The organism is Phytobacter massiliensis JC163, assembly GCF_000321045.1.
GTDB classification, from domain to species: domain Bacteria; phylum Pseudomonadota; class Gammaproteobacteria; order Enterobacterales; family Enterobacteriaceae; genus Phytobacter_A; species Phytobacter_A massiliensis.
On the sequence record NZ_HE578945.1, the window covers coordinates 1596333 to 1613137 of the forward strand.

Consider the following 16805-nt stretch of genomic DNA (forward strand, 5'->3'; position numbering starts at 1 on the left):
TATGGGCCCGGCTGACTCCGCCTTTCTGGCCAACGTTGCCCGGAGCGCCATGCGCTGGAACCTGCCCGTTGAAAAGCTGGACGCCGCGGCGTTAATGGCCCGCTGGCCGGAAATCACCGTTCCTGAAAATTATATCGGCCTCTTTGAAGCGGACTCCGGGATTCTGCGTAGCGAACTGGCGGTAGAAACATGGGTTCGCCTCGCCAGAGAAGCCGGCTGCGCGCAACTGTTCAACTGCCCGGTCACGGCAATACGCAACGAAGCGGATGGCGTGACGGTGGTGACGGCGGACGGCGAATACAGCGCTAAAAAAGCACTGCTCAGCGCGGGCACCTGGGTTAAGGAACTGGTGCCCACGCTGCCGGTGCAACCGGTGCGCAAAGTCTTCGCCTGGTTCCAGGCCGATGGCCGGTTCAGCGTAAAAACCGCTTCCCCGCTTTTACCGGCGAAATGCCGGACGGAACCCATTTTTATGGTTTTCCGGCAGAGGATGATGCGCTGAAAATCGGCCGACATAATGGCGGCCAGCCTATCAGTAAACCTGAGGAACGCACGCCGTTTGCCAGCGTCGCCTCTGACGGTTCAGAGTGCTTCCCCTTTTTGCGCCAGTTTTTACCCGGCGTCGGCGGGTGCCTCTACGGCGCGGCCTGCACCTATGACAATTCGCCCGATGAAGATTTTATTATCGATACGCTGCCGGATAACCCCAACGTGCTGCTGGTAACAGGGCTCAGCGGCCACGGTTTCAAATTCGCCCCGGCGCTGGGCGAGGTGGCCGCGCAGTTTGCCGTGGGCAAACAGAGCGAGTTTGATTTAGCACCCTTCTCGCTGTCTCGTTTTAACGGATAATCGTCGGGTTAACACCCTGACTGTCGCCCGGGTAGCGCGCCCGGGCTCCCGGATGTGGCTTACCGACTTATCCGGGCGTTGCCTTTATTCGCTGGCTTCTGGAGATAGCATGCGCCGCCTGTTCCATTTCATTATTAATAACGTGCGTGAGCATTTAATGGTTTATATTGTGCTGTGGTCAATTCTTGCGCTTATCGATTTAATTTATATTCTCTGGTCCTGAGATATTGACATTTATTTACAGTAATTTAAAAAACAGCCTTATTGCGACAGAATATTTGAAAGAGAACCTCCCTACCCCCTCCCCCTTTATCGTCCCGCCAGAATGCCTGTTCAGGCCAACATTTCTCGAAGAAGTTGACAGCTACCCCACCTTTTCATTCAAACTTTCTGATATAGAAAAAATAATAATCCTTAATGTTATTTTTAAGTTGCAATCTTATTTCTTCCACGCCATTTTAATTCCACTTATTCATATTCGTGGTTAGCATTATGCAATTACGTAACTCTTCATCCGGTTATGGGGTTATTTCCGTGGCGCTGCACTGGATTGTCGCGCTGACGGTCTACGGGATGTTCGCGTTGGGTCTGTGGATGGTGACGCTCAGCTATTACGATGGCTGGTATCACCAGGCGCCGGAGATCCACAAAAGCATCGGCATTCTGTTAATGCTCACCCTGGTCATCCGGCTTATCTGGCGACGCATTTCGCCTGCGCCCGGCGCGTTAAAAAGCTATTCACGTCTGACGCACATCAGCGCGGTTGTTGCCCATATTGCCCTGTATCTTTTGCTGTTCGGCATTATTTTCAGTGGCTACCTCATCTCCACCGCCGATGGTAAACCCATCAGCGTTTTCGGGCTTTTTGCGGTTCCCGCCACCTTAACAGACGCCGGTTCGCAGGCCGATCTGGCGGGCGATATCCATCTCTGGCTGGCGTGGACCGTGGTTATCCTGTCAGTCCTGCACGCGCTTGCCGCTTTCAAACACCATTTTATTGATAAAGACGACACCCTCAGACGCATGCTGGGAAAATCGTCTTCTGACTCTGGAGTATAAAAATGAAGAAACGCCTGTCTGGATTAGCTATCGCAACCTTACTGTTTACAACCGGCTCCGCCCTTGCGGCAGACTATAAGATTGATAAGGAGGGACAACACGCCTTTGTGAACTTCCGTATCAAGCATCTGGGCTACAGCTGGCTGTACGGCACCTTTAAAGACTTCGACGGCACCTTCTCTTTTGATGAGAAAAACCCGGCCAATGATAAAGTTAACGTCACGATCAATACCAACAGCATCGACACCAACCATGCCGAGCGTGACAAACACCTGCGCAGCGCGGATTTCCTGAACGTTGCGAAATTCCCGCAGGCGACCTTTACCTCAACCGAAGTCAAAAAAGACGGTAACGATCTGGATATCACCGGTAATCTGACGCTGAACGGGGTAACAAAACCGGTGAAGCTGGAGGCAGAGCTGACTGGTCAGGGGGACGATCCGTGGGGTGGCAAACGCGCCGGATTTGAAGCTGAGGGCAAAATTCGTCTGAAAGATTTTAATATCACCACCGATCTTGGACCCGCTTCGCAGGAAGTGGATCTGATTATTTCGGTAGAAGGCGTACAGCAGAAATAATGCGCCAGCCCGCCGGGTTGAACCCGGCGGGTCGCGGTTATTCCGGGTCAGGTATGCCCAGACGGGTATTCAGGCGGCCACGGGATTTATTGAAAATCTTGTTGCCGTTTTCACGTCCGGCGCGCCGCTTGCGCTGCTCCTCTTCGGGAAGCAGGCTCTCTTCAAGACAGGCTTCGCTACAGCAGCCCTGGTATTTTTCAGCGCAGCTCGGGCACTGGATAAACAGCAGGTGGCAGCCGTCGTTACGGCAGTTGGTATGGCTGTCGCACGGCGCGCCGCACTGGTGGCAGTGCGCGATGATCTCATCGGAAATCCGCTCCCCCATCCGCTCATCAAAGACAAAGTTTTTGCCAATGAAGCGCACCGGCAGCCCCTGTTCACGGGCGCGACGGGCGTACTCAATAATGCCGCCTTCGATATGCCACACTTTATTGAAACCGTTATGCTTCATAAAGGCGCTGGCTTTTTCGCAGCGGATCCCGCCGGTGCAGTACATGACGATTTTTTTATCTTTATGCGCCTGCATCATCTCAACCGCTTTCGGCAGCTGTTCACGGAAGGTGTCCGCCGGGATCTCCATCGCCCCTTCAAAATGGCCCACTTCATATTCGTAGTGGTTGCGCATATCGATAAAAACCGCGTCAGGATCGTCCAGCATGGCGTTAACTTCCGCCGCCTTGAGATAGTCACCCACGTTGCTGGCGTCAAACGTCGCGTCCTCGATGCCGTCGGCCACAATGCGGTCGCGAACCTTCATGCGCAGCACCCAGAATGATTTACCGTCATCGTCTATGGCGATATTCAGACGCAGCCCGTCCAGCGCCGGATCGAAGGTATAAAGCGTCTCGCGGAAGGCGGCAAACTGACTCTCCGGCACGCTGATCTGGGCGTTAATCCCCTCGCGGGCGAGATAGACGCGGCCAAAAACATTCAGCTTTGTAAAGGCGGTATAGAGCGCGTCGCGCGTCGCCTGCGGATCGGCAATGGTAAAATACTTATAGAAAGAGACGGTCTTACGCGGCTCGGTTTCGGCAAGCATGCGCGCTTTCAACGCGTCGTTGGAAATGCGGTTATGTAACACTGGCATGGTGTACGTGTCCTGCAATTAGCGTGGTTAAAATCGGGCGGCATCATAAAGCAATTAACAGCAATTTACATCCATACATTTTGCGCTACATTTGCCTCATTAAAATCATCTTTGAATAACAACAGCCTGGAGATTACGCATTCGGTTAACCGTAATTTTGGTTCGCCGGATAAAAAGTGCGACAATGCCGGGGATTTTTGTTGAGTAAAGGAACGACATGACGCATTTACCTAAGTTTTCCGCCGCACTGCTGCATCCGCGCTACTGGCTGACCTGGTGCGGTATCGGGCTGCTATGGCTGGTGGTTCAACTTCCTTACCCCGTTATCTACCGCCTGGGCTGCGGCATTGGCCGTCTGGCGATGCGCTTTATGAAGCGCCGGGTGCGTATTGCCCACCGTAACCTTGAGCTCTGTTTTCCCGATATGCCGGAAAATGAACGGCAGCAACTGGTGGAAAAAAACTTCGCCTCGGTGGGAATGGGCGTTATGGAAACCGGCATGGCATGGTTCTGGCCGGACAAGCGTATCGCCCGCTGGGTGGATGTGCAGGGTATGGACAACACCAAAATGCATTTCGCCGAGGGTAAAGGCATTTTGTTGATCGGCGTTCATTTCCTGACCCTGGAGCTGGGGGCCCGCGTGTTCGGGATGCATATTCCCGGCATTGGCGTCTACCGCCCTAACGACAACCCGCTGCTGGACTGGCTGCAAACCTGGGGGCGGTTACGCTCCAATAAGACCATGATCGATCGCAAAGATCTCAAAGGCATGGTAAGAGCGCTTAAGAATGGCGACGTGGTGTGGTATGCGCCGGACCATGACTACGGCCCGCGCGCCAGCGTATTCGTGCCGTTTTTCGCCGTCGAGCAGACTGCGACCACGTCCGGGACCTGGATGCTGGCCCGGATGTCAAAAGCCTGCCTCGTGCCTTTCGTGCCGCGTCGCAAGCCAGACGGCAAAGGCTATGAACTGATCATGCTGGAAGGCGAAACCTCGCCGCCGCTGGAGAGCGCCGAAGAGACCGCCGCCTGGATGAACAAAGTGGTGGAGCGCTGCATTTTAATGGCCCCGGAGCAGTACATGTGGCTGCACCGCCGCTTTAAAACCCGTCCGCAGGGCGTCCCTTCACGTTACTGATGCGCAAAGCCGTTCCCGGATGCGGCGAAACGCCTTATCCGGGCTACCGTCATTATGCCGCTCTTTTGTCACCCCTGGGTTTGTCAACATCCTCAAGCGGCTCTACCGGGGCCGCTTTTTGTAGCAAAATGACACATGCTTACCGTTGCAGCAATCATCACGCAGGCGCATAATTAGCAGGCTCATTAATTTTTCTCTGAATAATTTCGCGCCTGCGCGCGTAGCGTGAACCATCATGTCATCTTCTGCTCCCATAAACTGGAAACGTAACCTTACCGTTGCGTGGATTGGCTGTTTTCTCACTGGCGCGGCATTTAGCCTCGTTATGCCCTTTCTGCCGCTGTATGTCGAGTCGCTGGGCGTCACGGGCCACAGCGCCCTGAATATGTGGTCCGGTCTGGTCTTTAGCATCACCTTTTTGTTCTCCGCCATTGCCTCACCGTTCTGGGGCGGCCTGGCTGACCGCAAAGGGCGTAAAATTATGCTGCTGCGCTCCGCGCTGGGTATGGCCGTGGTAATGGGGTTAATGGGCCTGGTGCAGAATGTCTGGCAGTTCCTGGTGTTACGCGCGCTGCTGGGGCTGCTTGGCGGCTTCATCCCGAATGCCAATGCGCTCATCGCCACCCAGATGCCGCGCCATCGCAGCGGCTGGGCGCTGGGCACGCTCTCTACGGGCGGTGTGGCGGGCGCGCTGCTGGGGCCGCTCGCCGGGGGGCTGCTGGCGGACGCCTACAGCCTGCGGATGGTCTTTTTTATTACCGCTACCGTTCTGTTTCTCTGCTTTTTACTGACGCTGTTCTGCATCCGCGAAAATTTTGTTCCGGTAGCCAAAAAAGAGATGCTGCACGCACGGGAGGTTTTCGCCTCGCTAAAAAGCCCGCGTCTGGTGCTGAGCCTGTTTGTTACCACGCTGATTATCCAGGTCGCCACCGGCTCTATTGCCCCGATTCTGACGCTCTACGTGCGCGAACTGGCGGGCAATATCAGCAATATTGCCTTTATTAGCGGCATGATAGCCTCGGTGCCCGGCGTCGCCGCGCTGATGAGCGCGCCGCGTCTTGGCAAACTGGGCGACCGTATCGGGCCGGAAAAAATCCTGATTGCCGCGCTGGTGGTCTCTGCCCTGCTGCTGGTGCCGATGTCAATGGTCCAGACGCCGTGGCAGCTTGCCGTTCTGCGCTTCCTGCTGGGCGCCGCTGACGGCGCGCTGCTGCCCGCCGTGCAGACGCTGCTGGTTTACAACTCAACCAATCAGATAGCCGGACGGGTGTTCAGCTATAACCAGTCGTTTCGTGATATCGGCAACGTCACCGGCCCGCTGCTGGGCGCGGCGGTGTCGGCGAACTACGGCTTCCGCGCGGTATTCTGCGTCACCGCAGGGGTCGTGCTGTTTAATGCCGTTTATTCATGGATAAGCCTGCAACGCCCGGCGCGGCGGGTCAGCGCGCCGCTTTCGCAAAGCCCGACGATTAACCCGGATGACTGATTTTTTTCGCCGGGCGCTTGCAAAACGTCATATTCAACTATTCTTTCCCTGAACATCACGTCAAAACACAGGGAGACACCGATGACTATGTACGCGACGCTCGAAGAAGCGATTGATGCCGCTCGTGAAGAGTTCCTGGCGAATAATCCGTCCGTGAACGAAGAAGACGCGAACGTGCAGCAATTCAATATCCAGAAATATGTCATGCAGGATGGCGACATCATGTGGCAGGCCGAATTCTTTGCTGATGAGGGCGATGACGGCGAATGTCTGCCTCTGCTGAGCGGCGAAGCCGCGCAAAGCGTGTTTGACGGCGAATTTGACGAAATCGAACTGCGCCAGGAGTGGCAGGAGGAGAATACCCTGCACGAATGGGATGAGGGCGAGTTTCAGCTTGAGCCGCCGCTGGATACCGAAGAGGGCCAGGCGGCGGCAGATGAGTGGGACGAGCGCTGATTACTCGTACGGCCCGTGGTGAGCGTCGACTGGCAGCAGAAGCGTATCGAACACCAGCGAGAAGGGTAAATCCAGCACGGTAACGTAGCGCCAGGCGGAATCGCGCACGTCCCACTGCACGCCGGGATAATACTGATTCCCGTGCCCCTGCCCGGGAATGGTGCGGCTGATGATACTGCCACAGCCGCTCAACAGTAACGCCATCAGCGTCACAACCGCTATTTTCACCATACTGTTACCTGCCATTATCCGCTTAAAAAAATACCGGCGCTCAGGCCGGTATTTTCTTTAGTGTCGGCTTATTTCGCCTTTAGCGCCAGCGGGTTCATTTTCTTTTCCTGGTAATGACTCACCCAGGAGAGATACTTCTCAGGCGCAGACCAGACGCGATAATGCAGGCGCGCCATGGTGACCGGATCGCTCAGCAGCACCAGGCGACGGTCGCGGTTGAGTTTTTCCGGCGTTTCATTCAGGGCCTGCTCCACATGACGATCGCGGGCGATTTCCAGGATGTGGCTCGCACGGTGGCGGGCCGTCGCCATGGCGGTAGCCAGGGCGTTAAACGACGGGTTAAACACCGCGTGCATAAAGCCATCTTCCAGCGAGCGGCTACGGTTGAGCTCCAGATACTTATCGGTATCCACCAGCACCTGCGGCGGAGAGTACTCTTCCGGGATCAGGAAAAGCTTCCAGCGCTTGGTACGCAGCCCCACCGTCGAACGGCTGGAGATAACCGACACGAACGGCGACAGTATCAGTGAAAAGACGATCGGCGCCAGCCAGAAGAGGAAGCGCAGATCCAGCCACGCCATCCCTACCGCCCATACCAGACCCAGCAGCAGCTGCGAACCGTGGCGCATAAACGCCTCTCCCCACGGGGTGGAGTCGTCATCACGCTGCGGCGAGTTCCAGACCACTTCCCAGCCGAGGAAAGCGCTGACCACAAACACGGTGTGGAACAGCATACGCACCGGCGCGAGAAGCACGGAGAACAGCACTTCCAGCAGGAGTGAAAGGGTAACCCGCAGGAAACCGCCATACTCTTTCGGCCCTTTGCACCACACGAGGATAATGCTCAGCAGCTTCGGTAAGAACAGCAGCACCATGGTGGACGCAAACAGCGCAATCGCCAGCTCGGGCCGCCACTGCGGCCAGACAGGGAAAAGCTGACGCGGCTGCAGGAAGTACTGCGGCTCGGTAAGCGCGTGCACGACCTGCAATGCGGTCGACAACGCCAGGAACATAAACCACAGCGGCGCGGAGAGATAGGACATCACCCCCGTGAGGAACACCGCGCGGTGCACCGGGTGCATCCCTTTCACCAGGAACAAGCGGAAGTTCATCAGGTTGCCGTGACACCAGCGGCGGTCGCGTTTAAGTTCATCCAGCAGGTTCGGCGGCAGCTCTTCATAGGAGCCGGGTAAGTCGTAGGCGATCCAGACGCCCCACCCTGCGCGACGCATCAGCGCCGCTTCTACGAAGTCGTGCGACAAAATAGAGCCTGCAAACGAGCCTTCGCCCGGCAGCGGCGCCAGCGCGCAGTGCTCGATAAACGGCTTCACGCGGATGATGGCGTTATGCCCCCAGTAGTGGGATTCACCCAACTGCCAGAAGTGCAGGCCCGCGGTAAAGAGCGGCCCGTAAACGCGGGTAGCGAACTGCTGGCAGCGCGCGTAAAGCGTATCCATACCGGAGGCTTTTGGAGACGACTGAATGATACCCGCGTTGGGGTTCGCTTCCATCAGACGCACCAGCCCGCACAGACAGTCGCCGGACATCACGGAGTCGGCGTCCAGCACCACCATATAGCTGTACTGGCTACCCCAGCGACGGCAGAAGTCATCGATGTTGCCGCTTTTACGCTTCACGCGGCGACGGCGGCGGCGATAGAAAATTTGCCCTTCGCCCTGTACTTCTGCGATGAGCTCCATCCACGCTTTCTGTTCGGCGACGCAAATATCCGGGTTGTAGCTGTCACTCAGGATATAGACATCGAAGTGCTCGCCGTTACCGGTAGCTTTCACCGATTCCCAGGTGGCGCGCAGGCCCGCGAAAACGCGATCGACGTCTTCGTTACAGATAGGCATGATGAGCGCGGTGCGATGGGCCGGATTTAGCGGCTCGTCCCCGACGGTTGATGCCGAGATACTGTATTTATCCCGCCCTATCAGAAGCTGTAAAAAGCCCATCAGCGCGGTCCAGAAACCGGCGGAAACCCAGCAGAAGAGGATAGCGAACAGGATAAGGATGCCGGTCTGCAGCACGTAAGGCAGGAGCTGCATAAACGAGACCCAAAGATTCTGTCCCATCATATCCACCGGGTTGATCAGCGCCCAGCCCTGATAGGGCAGAATGGTTTTCATATACCAGGTGGCGACGACGGTCTGCGCCAGGGTCAGAAGCAGCAGAATATAACGGCGAATAGTGCCAACGGTACGCCATTTTTGTTCGCTGGCCTGCTGGTCTTTCGTCAGCCGGGCCATATAGCGCGGCTGGACATTGCGTCCACGCAGGCGATCCCAGAAACGACCAATGGGGTTGGTGCGCCACGGGTCAGGGAACATTGAGGAGCGCTTCGCTTTCGGCATGGCCTCCAGCTGCGTACGCCCTTCATCGTCTTTAATAAGCTGGCCCTTCCCCAGAGAGTCAGGCCAGCTCTGTTCAAGACGCGCCTTCACCGAACCCAGCGGCGAATCATCGTCCCGGCTCCAGTGATGGCCTTCCGCGTCCAGCGCTTCATGCACGGCACGAAGGCTGTCTTTCGGCAGCGCTGCTTTTTCCGCGTCGGAAAGCGGCAGCGCGTCGATATAGTCAGTTGTCTTATTCATTGGCAGGTAGCTGATAGCTCCAGGTTTCACTCAGGGTCTGGTCTGCATTTACCAGAGCGGCACGCATATCGGTTGTTTTCTTCGGATCTTTAACCTTCACGCGCAGCATTAAACGCCAGCCTTGCGTAACGGGATTATAGCGCACCGCATTTTCTACGATTTCACCGTTGTCGCCGATGCTGGCCTGTGCAGTGACAGGAGTATCCGGCGGGAGCTGTTTCATATCCTGGCCGGTATAATCCACCACGAAGGCGATGGTGCCGTCAGGCTGACGAATAAGATTAGACTGCTTCACATCGCCAAGAGAACGACGCGTCTGCATAACCCAGGCGTTGTCCGGCGCATGCAGCTTGTCTTCATCACGGCTAAAGGTGATGGTGTATTTGAAGTTCATCTCTTTGCCGGGTTCCGGCAACTGGTCCGGCGTCCAGTAGGCGACGATGTTATCGTTGGTTTCATCGTTGGTCGGGATCTCTACCAGTTCGACTTTCCCTTTACCCCACTCCCCTTTCGGCGTAATCCAGGCGCTCGGGCGCAGATCGTAACGATCGTCGATATCCTCGAAGCGCGAGAACTGGCGGCCACGCTGCAACAGACCAAAGCCCTGCGGGTTTTCCATTGCGTAGCTGCTTACGGCCAGGTGCTTCGGATTGTTAAGCGGACGCCAGATCCACTCGCCGTTGCCGGCAAGCATCGACAGGCCGTTGGAGTCGTGCAGCTCAGGACGATAGTTGGAGGCCGGGGACGGCTGAGACGGACCAAAGAGGAACATACTGGTCAGCGGCGCTACGCCCAGCTTGCCGACTTTATCGCGCAGGTAGAGCTTAGACTGTACGTCAACAACGGTGTCGCGCCCTGGAATAATCACAAAGCGGTAAGCGCCGGTGGCGCGCGGTGAATCCAGCAGCGCATAGATGGTCAGGCGCTTGTCGGTGGGTTTCGGACGTTCAATCCAGAACTCTTTAAAACGCGGAAACTCTTCACCGGACGGCAGGGCGGTATCAATAGCCAGACCACGCGCGGAAAGCCCATAAACCTGGCCGGCGCCGATGACGCGGAAGTAGCTGGCGCCGAGCATGCTGACGATTTCGTCGTTTTTATCTTTGCTGTTAATGGGGTAGAGAACTTTGAAACCGGCGAAACCGAGGTCCTTGACCGTGTCTTTATCGTGCTGAACTTTGCCGAAATTGAAATAGTCCGGGCTGTATTTAATTTTGTGGACAGCAGTGGCAGTCACTTCGTTAATGGCGACTGGCGTGTCGAAGTACATTCCCTGATGGTAAAATTCAAGCTTGAACGGGGTCTTGGTGGTGCTCCAGTATGCCTTGTCGTGATTGAACTGGATCTGCTGGTAATCCGCGTATTTCATCTCGCGAAAGACAGAGGGCAGATTGCTTTTTGGCGCTTCGTACCCTTTTTCAGCTAAGGATTGTGCCTGTTTTGCGACATCGTCAATGGAAAAAGCCCAGCCCGATGACGTATAAAGTGATAACAGGACTGCAGCACCTAACCAGCGCATCTTCATCATTCGTAATTTAGGTTTCATAATAACTAAGCACTTCCCCCTTTGTGTGCTTAAATCGATCCGATCCATTTTAATGGAAACTCAGGCATTCCGACAACTGAATCCCCGCTTTGTTCTTATCGCGGCTCAGCGATTAAGCAACTGAAACAGGCCGTATCGTTTTGCGTGCTTATCCTGGAGACAGTCTGACGGACATAGTGTAGGGTTACTTTCGAATGTAATCATTATTTGTCTTATGGATTAAGACGAAAAGTCTGAGAATTAACAACGGAGTTATATGAAACCGGTAGCCGCACAACGTGAATATTTCCTCGATTCCATCCGCGCGTGGTTAATGTTGCTGGGGATACCTTTTCATCTTTCCCTGATCTATTCCAGCCATATGTGGCATGTAAACAGTAGCCACCCATCCTGGTGGTTGACGCTATTCAATGACGCTATTCACGCCTTTCGTATGCAGGTGTTTTTTGTCATATCCGGTTACTTTTCTTACATGCTCTATTTGCGCTACCCCATAAAACGCTGGTGGAAAGTTCGCGTTGAGCGGGTGGGTATTCCGATGTTAACCGCGATTCCGCTGCTTACGCTGCCGCAGTTTTTGATGTTGCAGTATGTGAATGGCCGGGCGGATAAGTGGCACACCCTGTCCGCCTATGACAAATACAATACGCTGGTGTGGGAGCTTGTTTCACATTTATGGTTCCTGCTGGTGCTGGTGGTGTTGACCACCGTCAGCGTGTGGCTGTTTAAAACCATTAAAAATAATGCCGACCGTTTCCTGGATAACATCACCCTCGGCAAGCTTTCCGTTGCCTTTCTGCTGCTGGGGCTGGCCTATGCGGCGTTCCGGCGAACGGTTTTTCTCGTCTATCCGGATATCCTGCGCGACGGCCTGTTTAATTTCACCGTTATGCAGACGCTGTTTTACATTCCCTTTTTCCTCCTCGGGGCGCTGACCTTTATCAGCCCACGCCTCAAAGCGCTGTTTACCACCCCCTCCCCGGCCTGCTTCGTCGGCTCGCTGCTGGCCTTTATCGCGTATCTTTTGAATCAGCGCTACGGCAGCGGCGATGGCTGGATGTATGAAACGGAGTCGGTCATTACCATGGTACTGGGGCTGTGGATGGTCAACGTGGTCTTTTCGCTGGGTCACCGCCTGCTCAATTTCCAGTCGGCGCGGGTAAGCTATTTTGTTAACGCCTCGTTGTTTATTTACCTGGTGCATCATCCGCTGACGCTGCTGTTTGGCGCGTGGATTACCCCGCTTATCCATTCAAACCTGCTTGGCTTTATTACCGGGCTGGTGTTTGTCGTTGGCTCGGCCCTTGTGCTGTATGAAGCGCATTTACGCATTCCGCTGCTGCGCTTCCTCTTTTCCGGCAAGCCGCAGAGTAAAAACGTCGACGCACCCGCGCCAACACGATAATCAGCCGTCGGCTCAGAGCAGCCATTCCACCGGCAGCCAGGAGGCGAGACGCACCAGCAGTCGCTGGCTCAGACGCGTTCTCGGTTCCTTTTTGTGCACGATCTCCTGGCCGTCACGAAGCTCAATCCAGTTAATTCGGCCCCACCTGTCGAGCTGCAGCCGCCATGCCGCGGCCCGCTGGCTGCGCAGAAAGCGGTGATGAATTTGCTGTGCCAGCGGCGCGCTGTCGATGACAAAACCCATTTCGGTGTTCAGCGTTGCCGAACGCGGGTCAAAGTTGAACGAGCCGATGAAGACTTTTTCGCCGTCAATGCTAAAGGTCTTTGCGTGCAGACTGGAGCCGGAGTTACCGGTCAGGCCGCGGTCATGCACCGGGTGAACGCCTTCATTGGTGGGCTTAAGCTCGTAAAGGGCGATACCGTGACGCAGCAGTTTTTTCCGCCAGCGCGCGTAGCCCGCGTGGACAACCGCGACATCGTTAGCCGCCAGGGAATTAGTGAGAATGGCGATTTTTACCCCTTTTCGTACCAGCCGCAGTAGCTGCGCTACCCCCGCACGGCCAGGAACAAAATAGGAGGCGATAAGATCAACCTGCCGTTCCGGCATGCCCATCACATTACTCAGACGTTGCGGAAGAAGCGTGTGCAGACGGGCCTTCCCCTGTCCTTTACGCGGATCGTCGCTTAACAGGCGCGTTTTCGCCCAGATAATCGGCAACGTGCCCTCTTCAAGCTGGCTGGCAAAGGCGGTTGAATCAAGTTTGTTTTTGTAGCGCGCGGCGGTGATATCTTCATACCAGTGGTCGGGCATACGAATGCGCCCGGCAATCTCATCGCCGGCAATATCCAGCACATTTTGCAGCGCAGAGACGCACTCGCTCTCCCAGTAGCGTTCAAAATCCTCGCTGACCTCGTTGACCACCGGTCCGATAGCCATGACATCAAGGTCGGTAAACAGGGGCTCTTCGCCCGCGCCAAAGTAGGCGTCGCCAATATTGCGCCCGCCGACCAGGGTCACCACGCCATCTACGGTAAAACTTTTATTGTGCATGCGGCGGTTGAGACGGGCAAAGTCGGTCAGGTAGCCAAGCGCGCGCAGGGTACGAAAAGAGAAAGGATTGAACAACCGCACCTCAATACGCGGATGAGCGTTGAGCTGGCGCAGCGTGTCGTCCATACCGTTAGTGTTGTTATCATCCAGCAGCAGACGCACCTGCACCCCACGGTCGGCGGCCTCCAGCAGCGCCAGCAGCAGCAGGCGCCCGGACATGTCATCCTCCCAGATGTAATACTGCACATCCAGCGTACGCTGGGCCATTTCCGCCAGCCGGTAACGGGCGACGAAAGCGTCAAGGCTATCGTCAAGCGCCACCAGTCCGCAGAGGTCAGGGTGCGCATCGCAGAGCGGCGTAACGGCACGCTCCAGCCGCGTTCGCGGCGGCGGAGTCGGCATCTCATCTGAAAGCCAGGTCGATTCTTCGGGCATTTTTATTGTCATAGCAGCTCAAGTATATCTGCCGGTTCGCCATCAGGTGGGTGGGTTAATCTGAAAGGCACGATAAATCTGACTATCGGGGGTCATCCTTGCAGAAACGCAGGCAGGTGAAAAACCGTTATTCGCCCGTTGGCGTGCCGCGCTGGGCCAGCAGACGCTGATAAAGGGCCGCATTGTCGCTGTCAAAGCAGACGAAAATCACCTTTTCCAGCCGGGTATATCCGCGCAAATAGGCCGCTACGGTGTTGACCGCGATTTCAGCGGCGGCGGCTTTAGGATAGCCATAGATGCCTGTGCTGATGGCGGGAAAAGCAATGGATGTGAAATTATTGTCATCAGCCAGTCGCAGACTGTTGCGGTACGCATCCTCAAGCAGCCGCTCCTCATGCTCGTTGCCGCCGCGCCAGACGGGCCCAACAGTATGAATTACCGCCTTTGCCGGAAGATTCCCGGCCCCGGTAATCACCGCATGCCCGGCCGGGCATTCCCCCTGCTGCTGACGCACCCGCTTGCAATCCTCAAGCAGCGATGGCCCCGCGGCCCGGTGGATTGCGCCGTCAACGCCGCCGCCGCCTAAAAGTGAAGAATTGGCCGCGTTAACAATGACGTCCACAGTGAGTGTGGTGATATCGCCCTGAATTACCTGCATTTGTGGTTGCATGTACTGCCTCCTGATGCTGTTTCTTTTTAGTGTAGCGCAGGTGCTGGCGAAAATAAGCAGGCCCGTCAGCAACACTGTTACTGCGGGCCTGAGAACAGGATTTAATTGTAATTGACGTTCAGTACGGCCAACGTGTGCTGCGGGTTGACGTAGCTGAGCTGCATGGTGGCGAGATTATCGTATCCACCCTGCCCTTGCGCTAACTCATCCAATGAGAATTGTTGTGTTTGTGCCTCTCCCTGGCGGTCACATGCCATAACAACATGGCGATAATCGACGTTAACGTCACACGGTGGTTCAACAATCATGCCGACGAAATGAATCGTTCCTCCGGATTCCGCGGCGACATGAGTGCTCACACCAGCGCATAACAAAGCGACGGTAAGAAGCAACTTTTTAGGGACTGACATATTTACCTCAAGAATGAGTATCTTTATTTGCGCAGGCCTGGAGCGGCGCTGCACAACGCCTTTCTGTGGGCAGACGTCAGCAGTATATATACATTAAATCATTGTTGTTAACATCATTTAAACATTATTAATTTTTTATTATTCATTCATTTAATGAATAATTCATAACATTTCCGTCGAAGTCCAGCGCTGGGAGAGGTGCAGTGCCTGACCATCACTGACTGTTACCTGGATATCCACACTATCTCGGGGCGCGATATTAAGGGTTAAACGCATCAAATCGGTCGGTTTATTGGCAACAAAGTGGTAGGTTTTGCGCTGTTGCGTGGTGCTGTCGCCGGACTGGCCACGGCGTTTGGCAAGGATCTGAACCTGGCACAGGCAATCCTCGGCAAGCAGAACCTGTGGCGTGATAGTGTATAGCTCGCCGTCACGGGTGGTATTGAACGTTATATGGCTGGAGAGCGCGGCAAGAAGAATAAGGGTATGCATGGTGCCTCCAATAAAGAAACAGGGCCGAAGCCCTGTCTCTTTTTTGAATCTTTCGATTAGTACTGGTTAGCCGTCGCGTTGTTGCCGAAACCAACCTGCTGTACGTTAACAGACGAGCCGGATGCGGTCTGGTTAACCAGCGCGCCGTTGCCGCCGCCGTACTGGCTCACAGTGATTTCAGAGTCACGGCTGTTCCACTGATCGATGGTCGCGCTGTTGCGGAAACCATTTTGTGACAGGCTGATGGTGCTGTCGTCAGAACCCTGTCCAACGTCAGCGCCGTTGCTTGAGCCATTCTGACGGACAGTGATTTCTGAATCACGGGCATCTGTTTGCAGCGCCAGAGCGGAGTTGCTGCTACCGGTCTGGTAAATGCTCAGGGTTGAATCCGGACCATTATTATTGCCGTTACCACCACCGTGACCAGGATACTGCGGAACGCTGCCTGCAAATGCGCTGGCGGAAACAACGACTGCTGCTAAAGTTGCCACTTTGAAAAAGTTCATGGTAAACCCCCATCGGATTGATTTAAAAGCCGCAAAGCCATCAACGTTGAATGACGCGTATCGCCATTTGCGACTGTCTTTGCACAACAACTGCTGTTTTCTGTGAACCGTATTGCGTAATGTTCGCTTTGTTACCCGATCCTTTCTGGATAATCATCGCGGTATTGCCGTAAGCCCCTTGCGTAATACTCGCGTCATTGGAGTTACCCGCCTGAGCGATATAAGCAAGGTTATGTGCCCCTGACTGGTCAATTTTTGCTGAATTCCTACCGCCGTCCTGGGAAATCACTGACAATAATTTCGAGCCTTCCTGGCGCAGCTGCGCATTATTACTTACGCCGGACTGACCAATAATTGCCGCCTTATTATAAGAGGCGACACTTAATTCATTTACCGCGAGGTTATATTCCGAACTTGCTAAATCATAACCTGCTGCGGTTGCAAACCCAGGCGCACCCAGCATTGTTAACATCATAAATAACAGCTTGTTTTTCATGTTGTCACCCTGGACCTGGCTCATACGTTAAAGAGTAAATCTTAAATACTGCCCCGCGCTCAATTAACACTTTTAAATAATTTGTTAACATCGCGTTACGGAAATCAGTATGACCATCCAGCAAAATAAAATATCTCACCCGGCAGTCGTATTTTTTATATTTATCTTCACCCCAAAGTATTAAAAAATTAGAAATCTTGTTTTTGCCTATAATAGAAAAGATTTTTTTGCTATTGCGGTTACAGCACATGCTTATAACAAACTTCAGCATATGACCTTCCGTGCACCAGGGATATGAGAAGGAGATAACACTT

18 protein-coding genes and 1 pseudogene are annotated in these 16805 nt (G+C 54.7%); 8 read left to right on the forward strand and 11 right to left on the reverse strand.

The window, feature by feature from the left end:
* Positions 1-49: 49 nt before the first annotated feature.
* The 4 genes and pseudogenes from solA (at position 50) to ENTHG_RS07905 (ending at position 2486) form a co-directional block, all read left to right on the forward strand.
* Positions 50-849 (forward strand): annotated as a pseudogene (gene solA, locus ENTHG_RS07890) (N-methyl-L-tryptophan oxidase).
* A 109-nt stretch (positions 850-958) separates the two neighbouring features.
* On the forward strand, positions 959-1072 hold the full coding sequence (locus tag ENTHG_RS07895; RefSeq protein WP_044177633.1) for a YceO family protein: 114 nt from the start codon (positions 959-961) through the stop codon (positions 1070-1072).
* 269 nt (positions 1073-1341) lie between these two features.
* On the forward strand, positions 1342-1908 hold the full coding sequence (locus tag ENTHG_RS07900; RefSeq protein WP_044177634.1) for a cytochrome b: 567 nt from the start codon (positions 1342-1344) through the stop codon (positions 1906-1908).
* A 2-nt stretch (positions 1909-1910) separates the two neighbouring features.
* A complete protein-coding gene (locus tag ENTHG_RS07905) occupies positions 1911-2486 on the forward strand; it encodes a YceI family protein (protein WP_044177636.1) in 576 nt (191 codons plus the stop codon).
* A gap of 37 nt (positions 2487-2523) precedes the next feature.
* On the opposite strand, the gene trhO is transcribed toward ENTHG_RS07905, so the two are convergent.
* Positions 2524-3573, reverse strand: coding sequence for an oxygen-dependent tRNA uridine(34) hydroxylase TrhO (trhO, locus tag ENTHG_RS07910; protein ID WP_044177638.1), 1050 nt, complete (start codon positions 3571-3573; stop codon positions 2524-2526).
* Between the two features lie 217 nt (positions 3574-3790).
* Here trhO and ENTHG_RS07915 point away from each other — a divergent pair, with 217 nt between their 5' ends.
* The 3 genes from ENTHG_RS07915 (at position 3791) to ENTHG_RS07925 (ending at position 6653) form a co-directional block, all read left to right on the forward strand.
* Positions 3791-4711, forward strand: coding sequence for a Kdo(2)-lipid IV(A) acyltransferase (locus ENTHG_RS07915; RefSeq protein WP_044177642.1), 921 nt, complete (start codon positions 3791-3793; stop codon positions 4709-4711).
* Positions 4712-4946: 235 nt separating this feature from the next.
* A complete protein-coding gene (gene mdtG, locus ENTHG_RS07920; RefSeq protein ID WP_044177644.1) occupies positions 4947-6197 on the forward strand; it encodes a multidrug efflux MFS transporter MdtG in 1251 nt (416 codons plus the stop codon).
* An 81-nt stretch (positions 6198-6278) separates the two neighbouring features.
* Positions 6279-6653, forward strand: a complete 375-nt coding sequence (locus ENTHG_RS07925; RefSeq protein WP_044177646.1) for a MysB family protein — start codon at positions 6279-6281, stop codon at positions 6651-6653.
* On the opposite strand, the gene ENTHG_RS07930 is transcribed toward ENTHG_RS07925, so the two are convergent.
* The 3 genes from ENTHG_RS07930 to mdoG form a co-directional block, all read right to left on the reverse strand.
* Positions 6654-6884 carry a YceK/YidQ family lipoprotein gene (locus tag ENTHG_RS07930; protein ID WP_421957877.1) on the reverse strand — a complete coding sequence of 77 codons (231 nt, stop codon included), beginning with the start codon at positions 6882-6884 and terminating at the stop codon, positions 6654-6656.
* 68 nt (positions 6885-6952) lie between these two features.
* Positions 6953-9481, reverse strand: a complete 2529-nt coding sequence (mdoH, locus tag ENTHG_RS07935) for a glucans biosynthesis glucosyltransferase MdoH (RefSeq protein ID WP_044177648.1) — start codon at positions 9479-9481, stop codon at positions 6953-6955.
* Positions 9474-11009: a glucans biosynthesis protein MdoG gene (gene mdoG, locus ENTHG_RS07940; RefSeq protein ID WP_106403200.1), complete on the reverse strand. Its 1536-nt coding sequence runs from the start codon at positions 11007-11009 to the stop codon at positions 9474-9476. Before mdoG ends, mdoH begins: the two co-directional genes overlap by 8 nt.
* A gap of 274 nt (positions 11010-11283) precedes the next feature.
* Between mdoG and mdoC the strand changes: the two genes are divergently transcribed.
* A complete protein-coding gene (mdoC, locus tag ENTHG_RS07945; protein WP_044177652.1) occupies positions 11284-12432 on the forward strand; it encodes a glucans biosynthesis protein MdoC in 1149 nt (382 codons plus the stop codon).
* Positions 12433-12444: 12 nt separating this feature from the next.
* On the opposite strand, the gene ENTHG_RS07950 is transcribed toward mdoC, so the two are convergent.
* From ENTHG_RS07950 to ENTHG_RS07980, 7 genes are all read right to left on the reverse strand, one after another.
* Positions 12445-13917 carry a phospholipase D family protein gene (locus ENTHG_RS07950; RefSeq protein ID WP_275404587.1) on the reverse strand — a complete coding sequence of 491 codons (1473 nt, stop codon included), beginning with the start codon at positions 13915-13917 and terminating at the stop codon, positions 12445-12447.
* Between the two features lie 127 nt (positions 13918-14044).
* Positions 14045-14587, reverse strand: coding sequence for an O-acetyl-ADP-ribose deacetylase (gene ymdB / locus ENTHG_RS07955; protein WP_044177654.1), 543 nt, complete (start codon positions 14585-14587; stop codon positions 14045-14047).
* 101 nt (positions 14588-14688) lie between these two features.
* Positions 14689-15051: a type 1 fimbrial protein gene (locus ENTHG_RS07960; RefSeq protein ID WP_052332674.1), complete on the reverse strand. Its 363-nt coding sequence runs from the start codon at positions 15049-15051 to the stop codon at positions 14689-14691.
* Between the two features lie 108 nt (positions 15052-15159).
* Positions 15160-15489: a curli assembly chaperone CsgC gene (csgC, locus tag ENTHG_RS07965; RefSeq protein WP_044177656.1), complete on the reverse strand. Its 330-nt coding sequence runs from the start codon at positions 15487-15489 to the stop codon at positions 15160-15162.
* A gap of 56 nt (positions 15490-15545) precedes the next feature.
* Complete coding sequence (gene csgA / locus ENTHG_RS07970) at positions 15546-15995, reverse strand: curli major subunit CsgA (protein WP_044177658.1); 450 nt, start codon at positions 15993-15995, stop codon at positions 15546-15548.
* A 40-nt stretch (positions 15996-16035) separates the two neighbouring features.
* A complete protein-coding gene (gene csgB / locus ENTHG_RS07975; protein ID WP_044177660.1) occupies positions 16036-16491 on the reverse strand; it encodes a curli minor subunit CsgB in 456 nt (151 codons plus the stop codon).
* Between the two features lie 4 nt (positions 16492-16495).
* Positions 16496-16762, reverse strand: coding sequence for a hypothetical protein (locus ENTHG_RS07980; protein ID WP_044177662.1), 267 nt, complete (start codon positions 16760-16762; stop codon positions 16496-16498).
* Positions 16763-16805 lie beyond the last annotated feature (43 nt).